11 protein-coding genes and 2 tRNA genes are annotated in these 12,739 nt (G+C 70.0%); 6 read left to right on the forward strand and 7 right to left on the reverse strand.

Going from position 1 to position 12,739, the window contains the following annotated elements:
* Nucleotides 1-147: 147 nt before the first annotated feature.
* Nucleotides 148-224: transfer RNA gene (locus ACZ4LX_RS16125), tRNA-Pro, on the reverse strand.
* 165 nt (nucleotides 225-389) lie between these two features.
* On the opposite strand from ACZ4LX_RS16125, the gene ACZ4LX_RS16130 reads away from it, so the two are divergent.
* Nucleotides 390-463, forward strand: a tRNA-Gly gene (locus ACZ4LX_RS16130).
* Nucleotides 464-578: 115 nt separating this feature from the next.
* Here ACZ4LX_RS16130 and ACZ4LX_RS16135 read toward each other — a convergent pair.
* On the reverse strand, nucleotides 579-773 hold the full coding sequence (locus tag ACZ4LX_RS16135) for a hypothetical protein (protein ID WP_145763503.1): 195 nt from the start codon (nucleotides 771-773) through the stop codon (nucleotides 579-581).
* A 607-nt stretch (nucleotides 774-1,380) separates the two neighbouring features.
* Here ACZ4LX_RS16135 and ACZ4LX_RS16140 point away from each other — a divergent pair.
* Entirely contained in the window at nucleotides 1,381-2,532 is a 1,152-nt protein-coding gene (locus ACZ4LX_RS16140) for an acyltransferase family protein (RefSeq protein ID WP_467644384.1), read from the forward strand.
* A gap of 95 nt (nucleotides 2,533-2,627) precedes the next feature.
* Here ACZ4LX_RS16140 and ACZ4LX_RS16145 read toward each other — a convergent pair whose 3' ends face one another.
* Nucleotides 2,628-3,113 carry an HD domain-containing protein gene (locus ACZ4LX_RS16145; protein ID WP_467644386.1) on the reverse strand — a complete coding sequence of 162 codons (486 nt, stop codon included), beginning with the start codon at nucleotides 3,111-3,113 and terminating at the stop codon, nucleotides 2,628-2,630.
* A 214-nt stretch (nucleotides 3,114-3,327) separates the two neighbouring features.
* On the opposite strand from ACZ4LX_RS16145, the gene ACZ4LX_RS16150 reads away from it, so the two are divergent.
* Nucleotides 3,328-4,491 carry a cation:proton antiporter gene (locus ACZ4LX_RS16150; protein WP_467644611.1) on the forward strand — a complete coding sequence of 388 codons (1,164 nt, stop codon included), beginning with the start codon at nucleotides 3,328-3,330 and terminating at the stop codon, nucleotides 4,489-4,491.
* Nucleotides 4,492-4,541: 50 nt separating this feature from the next.
* On the opposite strand, the gene ACZ4LX_RS16155 is transcribed toward ACZ4LX_RS16150, so the two are convergent.
* Nucleotides 4,542-5,687, reverse strand: coding sequence for a PP2C family protein-serine/threonine phosphatase (locus tag ACZ4LX_RS16155; protein WP_467644389.1), 1,146 nt, complete (start codon nucleotides 5,685-5,687; stop codon nucleotides 4,542-4,544).
* A 105-nt stretch (nucleotides 5,688-5,792) separates the two neighbouring features.
* Here ACZ4LX_RS16155 and ACZ4LX_RS16160 point away from each other — a divergent pair, with 105 nt between their 5' ends.
* Complete coding sequence (locus ACZ4LX_RS16160; protein ID WP_467644393.1) at nucleotides 5,793-7,025, forward strand: GNAT family N-acetyltransferase; 1,233 nt, start codon at nucleotides 5,793-5,795, stop codon at nucleotides 7,023-7,025.
* Nucleotides 7,026-7,105: 80 nt separating this feature from the next.
* Here the strand turns inward: ACZ4LX_RS16160 and ACZ4LX_RS16165 are convergent, their stop codons facing one another.
* On the reverse strand, nucleotides 7,106-7,915 hold the full coding sequence (locus tag ACZ4LX_RS16165; RefSeq protein WP_467644396.1) for an Fpg/Nei family DNA glycosylase: 810 nt from the start codon (nucleotides 7,913-7,915) through the stop codon (nucleotides 7,106-7,108).
* Nucleotides 7,916-7,982: 67 nt separating this feature from the next.
* Complete coding sequence (locus tag ACZ4LX_RS16170; protein ID WP_467644399.1) at nucleotides 7,983-8,471, reverse strand: ribose-5-phosphate isomerase; 489 nt, start codon at nucleotides 8,469-8,471, stop codon at nucleotides 7,983-7,985.
* Between the two features lie 231 nt (nucleotides 8,472-8,702).
* Between ACZ4LX_RS16170 and ACZ4LX_RS16175 the strand changes: the two genes are divergently transcribed.
* Complete coding sequence (locus tag ACZ4LX_RS16175) at nucleotides 8,703-10,163, forward strand: amino acid permease (protein WP_467644402.1); 1,461 nt, start codon at nucleotides 8,703-8,705, stop codon at nucleotides 10,161-10,163.
* Between the two features lie 78 nt (nucleotides 10,164-10,241).
* Here the strand turns inward: ACZ4LX_RS16175 and ACZ4LX_RS16180 are convergent, their stop codons facing one another.
* Nucleotides 10,242-10,838, reverse strand: coding sequence for a biotin transporter BioY (locus tag ACZ4LX_RS16180; protein ID WP_467644406.1), 597 nt, complete (start codon nucleotides 10,836-10,838; stop codon nucleotides 10,242-10,244).
* A gap of 417 nt (nucleotides 10,839-11,255) precedes the next feature.
* Between ACZ4LX_RS16180 and ACZ4LX_RS16185 the strand changes: the two genes are divergently transcribed.
* A complete protein-coding gene (locus ACZ4LX_RS16185; protein ID WP_467644411.1) occupies nucleotides 11,256-12,674 on the forward strand; it encodes an amino acid permease in 1,419 nt (472 codons plus the stop codon).
* The last annotated feature ends 65 nt before the right edge of the window (nucleotides 12,675-12,739 follow it).

Genomic DNA, 12,739 nt, shown 5'->3' on the forward strand with positions numbered 1-12,739 from the left:
CGGTCTCCTTGGTGGCTGACTTCTTGGGGTTCTGCTCCACCGCACAGGAGGCGGCTTCGCGGACCGAGCCCGGTACATCAGACACACGGGCACGCATTTTGCATAGTAACGGCAAGGGGGAGAACTCCCACAACGCGATCTTGCCGGTGGTCGGGGTGGCCGGATTCGAACCGACGACCTTCCGCTCCCAAAGCGGACGCGCTACCAAGCTGCGCCACACCCCGTCGGTGCGACACGTAGGGTACATGCAGACGGGCAGTGCGTCGGACGCTTTGTGCGGCCGCCGCCGGACCGGAAGCCGCGCGGGGCCATGGGGTGTGCGGACAGCACCCGCGACCCGCTACGATGCTTCTCGTACCTCGGTCCCCGTGACCTGGGGTGTGCTGTATGCGGGCGTAGCTCAATGGTAGAGCCCTAGTCTTCCAAACTAGCTACGCGGGTTCGATTCCCGTCGCCCGCTCCATGCTTCGGGCCCGGCCCGGCGGATCCCCTCGGGGATGTCCGCCGGACCGGGCCTTTCGCGTATCCGGTCCCGGGCCGCTCCCCCGCGCGGACGCGCGGGAGAGACGGGCGCCCGGTCAGAAGCTGATCTGGTTGATGCTCTGCGCTATCGAGTCCATGAACTTCTGGATCGAGGGCGCCATGCCGGTCGATGCCAGGAAGAAGCCGAAGAGCACCGCGACGACCGCGGGTCCGGCCTTGATGGAGCCGCCTCGGATCAGGACCACCAGGATGATCGCCAAAAGAAGCACCACAGACAGCGAAATGGCCACGATTGCTCACACCCTCGGTCGGTCCGCCTTGCCGGCCCGGAGGTGTGCGGTCGCGCACGCCTCCGTGGACATCCATCGTGCCACCAACTCCCCTGTGGTCGCTGCAGGCTGACGAATCGACCTGTCGATATCGCGCCATCTTGCGCCCCCTGCGCCCCCTGTGCGCCCGGCACTTGACGGCACTCGGTCGCGGGGGGGGCCGGCCCCCCGGCCCGGGGGGCCCCCCCCCCGGGGCCCCCGCGGGGGGGCGGATGTGCCCCCCCCCGGCCCCCCGGCGCCCCCCGCCTTTGCCCGGCCGGGGGGGGGGCCCCCCGGGCCGGCGGGCCGGGGCCCCCCGCGACCGAGTGCCCGACGGCGGGACTCCTTATGCCCGACCCCTTGCAACGGTGATCGTTTCTATATCCCCACAGTTCATTCACAGGCAATTCCGACGCCCGAGCGAGACGTAATTCACGCTCTTCAACTACTTGTCGATACGCGCCATTTAAGGGGGATTAACGCGTGCATACCGGACAGTTTTCGATGGTTTGGCATTCATTCGAACGGGAACACGCAATATCCGACGGCAGTTTTACGAATGGCAATCGAGGCGTCTAGGGTGCCTGAGATGTTCCAAGCTCCGAACGTATTCCAGAGGGCCACGATCCCACCGACGACCCAGGAGTCGGAGCCCAGACACAAAGCAGCGGTGGCCACGGCCGACGGTCCGGTGCCGTCACCCGGCCCACCCGCGAAGGCGCCGGCCCCGACGAGGCGTGACGCCTATTTCGACAACGCCAAGTACCTGGCCATCGTGCTGGTCGCGGTGGCCCACTCATGGGTGCCGGTCATGGACGGGAGCAGGACCGCCCGTGCGATGTACATGGTCACGTACACCTTCCACATGCCGGCCTTCATCATCATCTCCGGCTATTTCTCACGCTCGTTCGACATGAGCCCGGCCAAGGCGAAGCGCCTGATCACCACTGTCGCCGTGCCGTACGTGGTGTTCGAGACGGCCTACACGCTGTTCCGGCGGTACGCGAACGGCGAACCCGACACCCCGATCAGCCTGACCGACCCCTGGTACCTCGCCTGGTTCCTGATCGCCCTGTTCATCTGGCGGCTCACCACCCCGCTGTGGCGCAGCATGCGCTACCCGCTGACGGTCTCCCTGGTCATCGCCGCCCTCGCCTCGGCCACCCCCGGCATCACCGAGCACCTCGACCTGCCGCGCGTACTGCAGTTCCTCCCCTTCTTCGTACTCGGGCTCCAACTCAAGCCGGAGCACTTCCAGTTGGTGCAGCGCCGCGAGGTGCGGATGCTGGCTCTGCCGCTGTTCGCCGCCGCGCTGGCCCTCGCCTACTGGCTGGCGCCCCGGATGACGACGGACTGGTTCCTGCGTGACTACGCCGCCCAGGACCTGGGCGCGCCATGGTGGTCGGGCGCGGTGATGACGCTCACCCTGTTCGCGTGCGCGACGCTGCTCACCGCCGGGTTCCTGTCCTGGGTTCCCCGGCGCCGCATGTGGTTCACGGTGCTCGGCGCCGGCACGATCTGCGGCTATCTGCTGCACGGGTTCATGGTGAAGGGCGCCGAATACTCCGGCCTCTTCGACCGGAACGACTGGCTGATCTCGCCGACCGGTCTGGTGCTGGTCACCGTCGTCGCCTCGACGGGGGTGACCCTGATGTGCACGCCACCGGTACGGCGCGCCCTGCGGTGCGTGACCGAGCCTGACATGAACTGGGCGTTCCGGCGGGAGTCCGCGAAGCTCTGAGTCCGCGGCTCCGCCACCGGACAACGGACGCATCGGACACACACCGGACACGTCGGAGCCCGGCCCGTTCATGGGCCGGGCTCCGACGTGTTGGCTCAATCCCGACGCTCGGTGGGCGAATGCGGGGCTGCGAGCCCGAGCACCCCCCGTACCAGCGCATACTTTTCGGTCAGCCGGGTACGGGTTGCCGGTTCCAGCACCGCGAGGCGGGCCGGGTCGGCGTTGTGCGCGAGGTCGGCCTCCTTGATCAGCAGGGCGCCGGGCGTGGCCAGGATGCGCCGGGAGTACGCGTGAAGGTCCTCGCCGTCCCGCTTGGTGACGGCCAGGACCATGTCCTTGACCTGCCTCGGCAGCGCGGCCCCGGCCAGCCACCGCTCCGACAGCGCGTCGTCCTCGACCGCGTCGTGCAGCCAGGCCGCGGCGATCTGCTCGTCACTTCCGCCCCGGGCCCGCACCCCCTCCGCGACGGCCGCGAGGTGTTCGCCGTACGGCCTGCCCGCCTTGTCCCGTTGCGCGGCATGGGCCTCGCGGGCGATGGCCTCGACTTCGGCCAGGGTCAGCTGTGCGCGTGATGCGGTCATGACCTGAGCCTACGAGCGGACACTCCCACCCCCTCCCCCGCCGGCTGCCGCCTTCGTCGCCCGTCCTTCGTCGCCCGCCCGTCGTCGTGAGTCCACCAGGGCGGGCATAGTTGCAACGTCAATCGTTCGGTAAACTAATTACTGACGATTTCTTGACGCTCTCTTGACCCAGCGAAGGATCAAGCTCATCGGACACGCAGACACGCTCATCGCCATGGGCGGCGCCTTCCTGGCCGCCGCCATCCTCGCCCGCGTCGGCAGCCGCATCGGACTGCCGACCATCCCCCTGTTCATCCTGGCCGGAATCCTGCTCGGCCCGCACACCCCCGGCATCGTCCTCGTCGCCGACCCGCACGACCTGGAGATGCTCTCCGCACTCGGTCTCGTGCTGCTGCTCTTCTATCTCGGCCTGGAGTTCCACCTCGACGACCTCAAGGCGGGCGGCCGCAAGATGGCGGTCGCGGGCGGCACCTACCTCGCCCTCAACGTCGGCGCCGGACTCGGTTTCGGCTTCGCGCTCGGCTGGGGCACCTCGGAGGCGCTGGTCCTCGCCGGGGTGCTCGGCATATCGTCGTCGGCCATCGTCACCAAGGTCCTGGTGGATCTCGGCCGCATCGGCAATCCGGAGACCAAGCCGATCCTCGGCATCATCGTCGTCGAGGACGTGTTCCTGGCTCTGTACCTGGCGGCTCTCCAGCCCATCCTCTCGGGCGCCGACAGCCTCGCCTCGGCCGCGGTCGACGGCGGCAAGGCCTTCGGATTCCTGCTGATCCTCGCGCTGGCCGCCCGGTTCGGCACCAAGGTCATCGGCAAGCTCATCAACACCCGGGACGACGAACTACTCGTCATCTCCTTCCTCGGTGCCGCCGTCCTCGTGGCCGGCATCTCCGAGTGGTTCGGGGTCGCGGACGCCATCGGCGCCTTCATGGTGGGGCTCATGCTCGGCAGCACGACCTCGGGGGAACGCATCCTCAAGCTGGTCCACCCGCTGCGCGACGCCTTCGGCGCGATCTTCTTCTTCGCGTTCGGCCTCTCCATCAACCCCGGCGATCTGCCGACCGTGCTCTGGCCGGTCCTGGCCGCCGTGGCTGTGACGCTCGCCATGAACGTCGTGGCCGGGCTCGCCGCCGCCAAGGTGTACGGATTCGGCCCGCAGGCCACGGCGAACATCTCCACGACCCTGGTGGCGCGCGGCGAGTTCGCCCTGATCCTCGCCACGATGGCGGCGGTAGCGGGTCTGGACGAACGGCTCTCCCCGTTCATCGCGGGCTATGTGCTCGTCCTCGCGGTCCTGGCCCCCCTGGCCGCCGGGCGCTCGCACTGGCTGGCCCGGTTCCTGCCCGGCGCGCGCGAAACGGTTCCGATCCCGATCCGGTGACGGGCGTACCCATGTTGACGAACGTCCGGTTCGAACCGGTTACGCATGGTTCAGGATTTGCGTGACAACAGCAGCAGAGCCCGGTCGTCGTTGACGTCCTTGGCGCAGGCCTCGATGAGGTGCCAGGCCGCGCCCTCGAAGCCCGTGGCGACATAGCGGTCGGCCTCGCCCGTCAGCCGGTCGATGCCTTCCGCGATGTCACGGTCGGAGGCCTCCACCAGTCCGTCGGTGAACAGCATCAGGACGTCACCGGGGGCCAGATGGCCCTTCGCGGCCTCGAACTCCGCCCCGTCGTACACCCCGAGCAGCGGGCCCTCCGCCGCCTTCTCCTCCCACTGGCCACTGCCGGCGTGGAGCTGGAGGGCGGGCGGATGGCCTGCCGAGAGGAGCTCGTAGTCACCGGACTCCAGGTCCAGCACCAGATGGATCGACGTGGCGAAGCCCTCGTCCCAGTCCTGGCGCAGCAGATAGCCGTTGGCCGCGGGCAGGAAGCTGTGCGGTGGCAGCGATCCGAGGAGTCCGCCGAAGGCGCCGGAGAGCAGCAGCGCCCGGGAGCCGGCGTCCATGCCCTTGCCGGAGACGTCGGTGAGCACGGCCTCCAGGGTGCGGCCGCCGTTGGTACGGGCCGCGACGACGAAGTCCCCCGAGAAGGACTGGCCGCCCGCCGGGCGGAGCGCCATCTCGCGGTGCCAGCCCTGCGGAAGGCGGGGCAGCGCGCTCTGGACCCGGATGCGTTCACGCAGGTCGAAGAGCATGGTGCCGCCGCGCCGCCACGGCACACCGACCCTGGCGCGGAACTGGGCGAGGATCAGGCCCAGGAATCCGCAGGCCGCGACCGTCAGTACGGTGCCGGGGGTGACCCGGGCCGGGCCGTCCTCGTACGGACCGAGCTGGAGGGCCTCCACGATCAGGGCTGCGGCGGCGGTCGCGTACAGGCCGAGCAGGCTGGCGGGCCGCAGCAGCAGGCCGCCAGCCACGATCGGCAGGACGAGCACGGTGGGCGAGCACCACACCGGGTTCAGCAGGGTGCCGCAGGTGATGGCCGGGATGGTCAGCAGCAGCCCGGCCAGCGCGATCCAGTCCGACCCGTCTCCCCGGAAGTAGTCGACCCCGGATCTGCGCAGCGTGGTGCGTACCCGGTGCGCCGATTTCCTCAATCGGGCCGGGTACGTCTCTGCTCCTGCGCGTCGTGCCATTGCGGGGACCTTATCCACCCTGCGGGCTCCGGTGCAGGGGGACCCCTGTGACAATGCGTTCGAAATCGGTTCGCCAGGCCGCCGAAGCCCTGGTAGGCATGGCATATGACTACAGAGCTCCGTGTGTTGCAGCCGTCCGAATGGAACGAGTGGTTCGAGTGTCTGGAGCTCGCGTTCGGAGGGGACCCGGAGACTCCTGAAGAGCGGGATCAGTACCGGTCCCTGACCGAGTTCGAGCGGTCGATCGGGATCTGGGACGGCGACGACGTGGTCGCGACGGCGGGGGCGTTCAGCTTCCGGGTGGCCGTGCCCGGCGGGGCGCTGGTGCCGGCGGGCGGGGTCACGATGGTGAGCGTCGCGTCCACGCACCGCAGGCGCGGCCTGCTCACCTCGATGATGCGCCGCCAGCTCGACGACTTCCGGGCACTGGGTGAGCCGATCGCCGTGCTGACCGCGTCGGAGCCCGCGATCTACGGCCGCTTCGGGTACGGCGCGGCCAGCCGCCAGATGTCCGTGGAGATAGACACGGACCGGGTGCGGCTGAGCCTGCCCGAGGGCACCGACGAGATCCGGCTGCGGTACGCGAAGAAGGACGAGGCGGTCGCGGCCTGCGAGAGCGTGTACGAGCGCCTGGTGGCGGGACGTCCCGGCACCCCGGCCCACGGTCCCGGCTGGGAGCGCAAGTCGCTGCTCGACCCGGCCAGTACGCGCCAGGGCGGCTCGGTGCTTCAGTGCCTGCTGGCCGAACGGGACGGCGAGGTCGTCGGCTATACGAACTACCACATCAAGCCGGCATGGGAGAAAGCCGGACCCAACGGGCGCATCCTGGTGAGAGACCTGGCGGCTCTGGACCCGGCGGCGTACGCGGCGTTGTGGCGTTTCCTGTTCGAGATCGACCTGACGTGCACGGTCGAGGCGCGGAACCGGCCGGTGGACGACGCGGTGCTGCACCTGGTGTCGGACGTGCGGCGCTGCGACATCCGGCAGCGGGACTCGCTCTATGTGCGGATGGTGGACGTGGGCGCCGCGCTGGAGGCGCGGACCTACCGGGGCCCGCTGGACGTGGTGTTGGAGGTCGAGGACAGCTTCTGCCCGTGGAACGCGGGGCGTTGGCGCCTGACGGCCGACGCGAAGGGGGCCGCGACGTGCAGGCGCACCGAGGACGAGGCCGATCTGGCGCTCTCGGTACGGGAGCTGGGCTCCGCCTACCTGGGCGGTGAGGCGCTCGGCTCGCTGGCGCTGGCGGGGCGGGTACGGGAGCTGCGGGCGGGTGCGGTGGCGGAGGCGTCGTCGGCGTTCCTGTCCGACGTGGCGCCGTGGCTGCCGCAGGGGTTCTAGGGCGTTCTTCGAAGGTCCAGCCTGCTCGGCGGCGCGGTGTCCCGCGGCGCCCCGGTCCGCCGGGGCCCGCGGCACAGCGCTCAGGCGGCCTGGCAGTCCGGGCACCAGAAGAGGTTCCGGGCCGCCAGGTCAGCCGTACGGATCTCCGCGCCGCAGATGTGGCAGGCCTGGCGGGCGCGGCGGTAGACGTACACCTCGCCGCCGTGGTCGTCCACGCGCGGCGGGCGGCCCATCGCCTCGGGCAGGTGCTCGGGGCGCACGGTGTCGATGCGGTTGTTCCGTACGCCCTCGCGCATCAGCGTGCCCAGGTCCGCCCAGATCGCGTCCCACTCGCGGCGGGTGAGGTCCTTGCCGGCCCGGTACGGGTCGATGCCGTGCCGGAACAGCACCTCAGCGCGGTACACGTTGCCCACGCCGGCGACGACCTTCTGGTCCATCAGCAGGGCGGCCACGGTGATCCGGCTGCGGGAGATCCGCTGCCAGGCCCGCTCGCCGTCGTCGCCGGGGCGCAGCGGGTCGGGGCCCAGCCGGTCGTGTATCGCGCGCTTCTCCGCGTCGGTGATCAGGGCGCAGGTGGTGGGGCCGCGCAGATCCGCGTGGTGTTCGTCGTTCAGGAGGCGCAGCCGGACCGTGTCGGTGGGCGGCGGGGCCGGAACCGTACCGAATCCGAGCTTGCCGAACAGGCCGAGGTGGATATGGATCCAGCCGGTGGCCTCGAAGCCGAGGAAGAGGTGCTTGCCGTGGGCGTCCGCCCCGTCCAGCACCCGGCCGTCGAGCAGGGCGGCGCTGTCGGCGAACTTCCCCTGCGGGCTGCTCACCCGCACCGGCCACCCGGCGAACCGGTCCCGGTGGTCGTCCGCGAGGCGGTGGATGGTGTGGCCCTCGGGCACGGCTGCGGCTCTCCTCGGCGACATGGCTGTGCCGCCGGGGGTACCGGCGGCACAGGGGTGGGGGCGGTCAGCCCTGCTGCGGGTGGTGGGCCGGGATCGGGGGGAGCTCGCCAGTGTTCTCGTACTCCGTGAGCATCTCGATGCGGCGGGTGTGACGCTCCTCGCCCGAGTACGGGGTCGCGAGGAAGATCTCGACGAACTTGGTGGACTCCTCCACCGTGTGCATCCGGCCGCCGATGGAGACCACGTTGGCGTTGTTGTGCTCGCGGCCCAGCGCGGCGGTCTGCTCGCTCCAGGCGAGTGCGGCGCGGACGCCCTTGACCTTGTTCGCGGCCATCTGCTCGCCGTTGCCGGAGCCACCGATCACGATGCCGAGGCTGTCGGGGTCCGCGGCCGTCTTCTCGGCGGCGCGCAGGCAGAACGGCGGGTAGTCGTCCTGGGCGTCATAGATGTGGGGGCCGCAGTCGACGACTTCGTGGCCCTGGGCCTTGAGCCACCCGACGAGGTGGTTCTTGAGTTCGTAACCGGCATGGTCGGATCCGAGGTACACGCGCATGTGAGGAGTGTGGCACGAGCGACTCCGGGTAGCCGACGACGGGGTGCGGTGTCGCCCCGATGCGCGGACCCCGTGTGTGCGATGCCATCGAGGCAACGTTCCGGCCAAAAACCGGAGGTATGGGTTCCGGTTTCGGGGTTCACCGGGCTTCGACGCCTTGCCTGCCGTTCCGCCGCCGCGGGGCTGCCGGCGCACGCAACCGAGTGATCCGAAAACGTAAGGATTCGATCCATGACGTCGCAGACGACTCTCGCAGGGCCGGGCGGACAGCCCGACGGGCCGGACCCTTCGGACCGGACGGAGTCCCCGGACGGGCTCCAGGCCGGTCTCAAGAACCGTCACCTCTCGATGATCGCGATCGGCGGTGTGATCGGCGCGGGCCTGTTCGTGGGCTCCGGGGCCGGCATCGCCGCCGCCGGACCGGCCATTCTGCTGTCGTACGCGCTGGTCGGCCTGATGGTCGTCCTCGTGATGCGGATGCTCGGCGAGATGGCGGCCGCCCGCCCCGCATCGGGCTCCTTCTCCACCTACGCCGACCAGGCACTGGGCCGCTGGGCCGGGTTCTCGATCGGCTGGCTGTACTGGTTCTTCTGGGTCGTGGTGCTCGCCGTCGAGGCCACGGCGGGTGCCAAGATCCTGGAGAGCTGGGTGCCGGGCGTGCCGCAGTGGGGCTGGGCCCTGATCGTGATGCTGGTGCTGACCGCGACGAATCTGGTCTCGGTCGGTTCGTACGGTGAGTTCGAGTTCTGGTTCGCCGGGATCAAGGTGGTCGCGATCGGCGCGTTCGTGATCGTCGGCCTGCTCGCCGTCTTCGGCATACTGCCCGGCTCGGACCATGCCGGATCGGGGCTGTCCCATCTCACCGACACCGGCGGTTTCTTCCCCGAGGGTCCGGGCGCGATCCTCACCGGGGTGCTGATGGTCGTCTTCTCCTTCATGGGCAGCGAGATCGTGACGCTGGCGGCCGGTGAGTCCGAGAACCCGCAGCGCGCCGTGCAGAAGGCCACCAACAGCGTCATCTGGCGGATCGCGGTCTTCTACCTGGGCTCGGTCTTCGTCGTACTGACGCTGCTGCCGTGGAACGACCCGTCGATCCTCGACAAGGGCAGCTATGTCGCGGCGCTCGATGTCATCGGCATCCCGCACGCCGGCCAGGTGATGGACGTCATCGTGCTGACGGCCGTGCTGTCCTGCCTCAACTCCGGCCTCTACACGGCCTCCCGGATGGCGTTCTCGCTCGGCGGCCGCGGCGACGCGCCCAAGGCGTTCGCCCGGACCAACAAGCGGGGCGTGCCGCAGGCGGCGATCCTGTCCTCCGTCGTCTTCGGCTTCGTCGCCGTCTTCTTCAACTACCAGTGGCCCGACACCGTCTTCGCGTTCCTGCTGAACTCCTCCGGCGCGGTCGCCCTGTTCGTCTGGCTGGTCATCTGCTTCACCCAGCTGCGGATGCGCGGCATCATCCTGCGCGAGTCGCCCGAGAAGCTGGTGGTACGGATGTGGCTCTTCCCGTACCTGACCTGGGCGACCATCGCGATGATCTCGTTCGTGCTGGTCTACATGCTGACCGACGACGCCGGGCGCGAGCAGGTGCTGCTCTCGCTGCTGGTCGCGGTGCTGGTGGTGGCCTTCTCGCTGGTGCGTGAGGCGCGCAGGCGCCGCGGTGCCGCCCCGGCCGGGTCCGCCCGCGGCTGATCATCCGCGGACGCGAGAGGCTCGCCGGTCTGCTGTCGCGATGCGACCCGGCGAGCCTCTTCGGAGGGAGTCGCGCGATCAGCCGCGACGGCCGATGAGCTTCCAGGACGCCGGCAGCGCGCCCATGGCGAGCGCGGCCTTCAGCGCGTCGCCGAGCAGGAACGGCGTCAGGCCGGCCGCGATCGCGGCGCTCGCCGACATGCCGGTGGACAGCGCCAGGTAGGGCACGCCGACCGAGTAGATGATCGCCGAGCCGAGCACCATCGTGCCCGCGGTGCGCAGCGCGGAGCGGTCGCCGCCCCGGCGGGCGAGACCGCCGACGACGGTGGCGGCGAGGAGCATGCCGAGCACATAGCCGAAGGAGGCACCGCCGGCGCCGGAGCTGCCGGCCGAGAACCACGGCACGCCGGCCATGCCGACCAGCGCGTACACGGCGAGCGCCAGGAAGCCCCGGCGGGCGCCGAGCGCGGTGCCGACCAGGAGCGCGGCGAAGGTCTGGCCGGTGACGGGGACCGGGGAGCCCGGGACCGGAACGGCGATCTGGGCGGCTATGCCGGTCAGCGCGGCACCGCCGAGCACCAGCGCGGTGTCCACGGCATAGCGGTGCCGGGCGGCGGGCAGCAGGTCGGCGAGGACCGCTCCGGTACGGACGGGGGCGGCGGCAGCAGTACTCATCGGGACTCCGCGGGGTGAGGGCAGGTGGGGACAGACTGAGGCCGACGTTAGCCGACGGGGCATCGCCGGATCACCATCAGCGGCCGACAAAGCGGCGGTTGAGGGATTGGTGGGGTTCACACAAAGGACGGCGCGCAATCACGCCGAGGCGTGATGCTCGTCACTGAGGTGGGGGCGGGTTCTCCCCTGCCTCGGGGGAACACCTTCGAAGCGATGACTGTGAATTCCCTCTAAAGGTCCGGTTGATGGGGCGGCCAACCCGCCGGGTCCGGGTGTGAGCCTTGTGTGAGCCTGGTGCCCGTATAGCGGACGGCCGTTCCCCGTGAACGGTGTGCGTGTTCAGACTGGGCGCACATCCCCCCACACACCCCCACCACGTCCCCCTTCCCCGTCCCACCTACCGAACAGAGCTCGTCCATGTCTCGGACCTCCGCGCCTCCCCCCACAGGCTCCCCGGCCGCCGCCTCCGGCACCGGAAGCGACTCGGCCCTCACCCACGGACTCAAGCAGCGCCATCTGTCGATGATCGCCCTCGGCGGTGTCATCGGCGCCGGACTGTTCGTCGGCTCCGGAGCGGGCATCGCCGCCGCGGGACCCTCGATCGTCATCGCCTACGCGATCTCCGGGCTGCTGGTCATGCTCGTGATGCGCATGCTCGGCGAGATGTCGGCGGCCAATCCGGCCTCCGGTTCGTTCTCCGTCCACGCCGAGCGGGCGATCGGGCCGTGGGCGGGGTTCACGGCGGGCTGGGCGTTCTGGGTACTGCTCTGTGTCGCCGTCGGCCTGGAGGGCATCGGCGCCGCCAAGATCGTCACCGGCTGGCTGCCCGGGACCCCGGAGTGGGCCTGGGTGGCGCTGTTCATGGTGGTGTTCCTGGGGACGAACCTGGCCTCGGTGACGAAGTTCGGTGAGTTCGAGTTCTGGTTCGCCGCGCTGAAGGTCGCCGCGATCACGCTGTTCCTGGTGCTGGGCGTGCTGGCGATCCTCGGCGTGCTCCCGGGCACGGACGCCCCGGGCAACGCCAACCTCAGCGGCGAGGGCGGTTTCATGCCGAACGGCTCCGAGGGGCTGGTCATCGGCCTGCTCGCCTCCGTCTTCGCGTACGGGGGTCTGGAGACCGTGACCATCGCCGCGGCGGAGTCCGAGAACCCGGTACGGGGTGTCGCGAAGGCCGTGCGGACGGCGATGTGGCGGATCGCGCTGTTCTACGTCGGGTCGATGGCGGTCATCGTCACGCTGGTCCCGTGGGACGACCCGGAGGTGGTGGACGTGGGCCCGTTCTACGCGGCCCTGGACCACCTCGGCATCAGCGGCGCGGCGGAGATCATGAACGTGGTCATCCTGATCGCCCTGCTCTCGGCGATGAACGCCAACATCTACGGCGCCTCCCGCATGGCCTGCTCCCTGGTCGCCCGGGGCCAGGGCCCGAAGCGCCTCGGCCGGGTCACCTCCGGGGTGCCGCGCACGGCGGTCCTGGTCTCGTCGGTGTTCGGCTTCCTGTGTGTGCTGCTGAGCTACTGGCGGCCCGACGACGTGTTCCCCTGGCTGCTCAACATGATCGGCGCGGTGATCCTCGTCGTCTGGATCTTCATCGCCGTCTCCCAGCTCATCCTGCGCACCCGGCTGGAACGCGAGGCGCCCGAGAGGCTGGTGGTACGGATGTGGCTCTTCCCGGGCCTGACAGTGGTGGCGCTCCTCGCCATGGCCGGCATCTTCCTCCTGATGCTCCGCCAGCCCGACACCCGTGACCAGCTGGTGGCGACGGGCGCGCTGACGGCGGTCCTGATCGCGGTCGGCGTCGTACGGCAGCGGCGCTCCGCGGCGGCGGACGAGTAACCCCGCTGCGCGAAGGAAGCCGGGCGGGCCGGAACACTCCGGCCCGCCCGGCTTTTTCGTGTGCG

It is taken from the genome of Streptomyces sp. NPDC026062, from assembly GCF_055568375.1.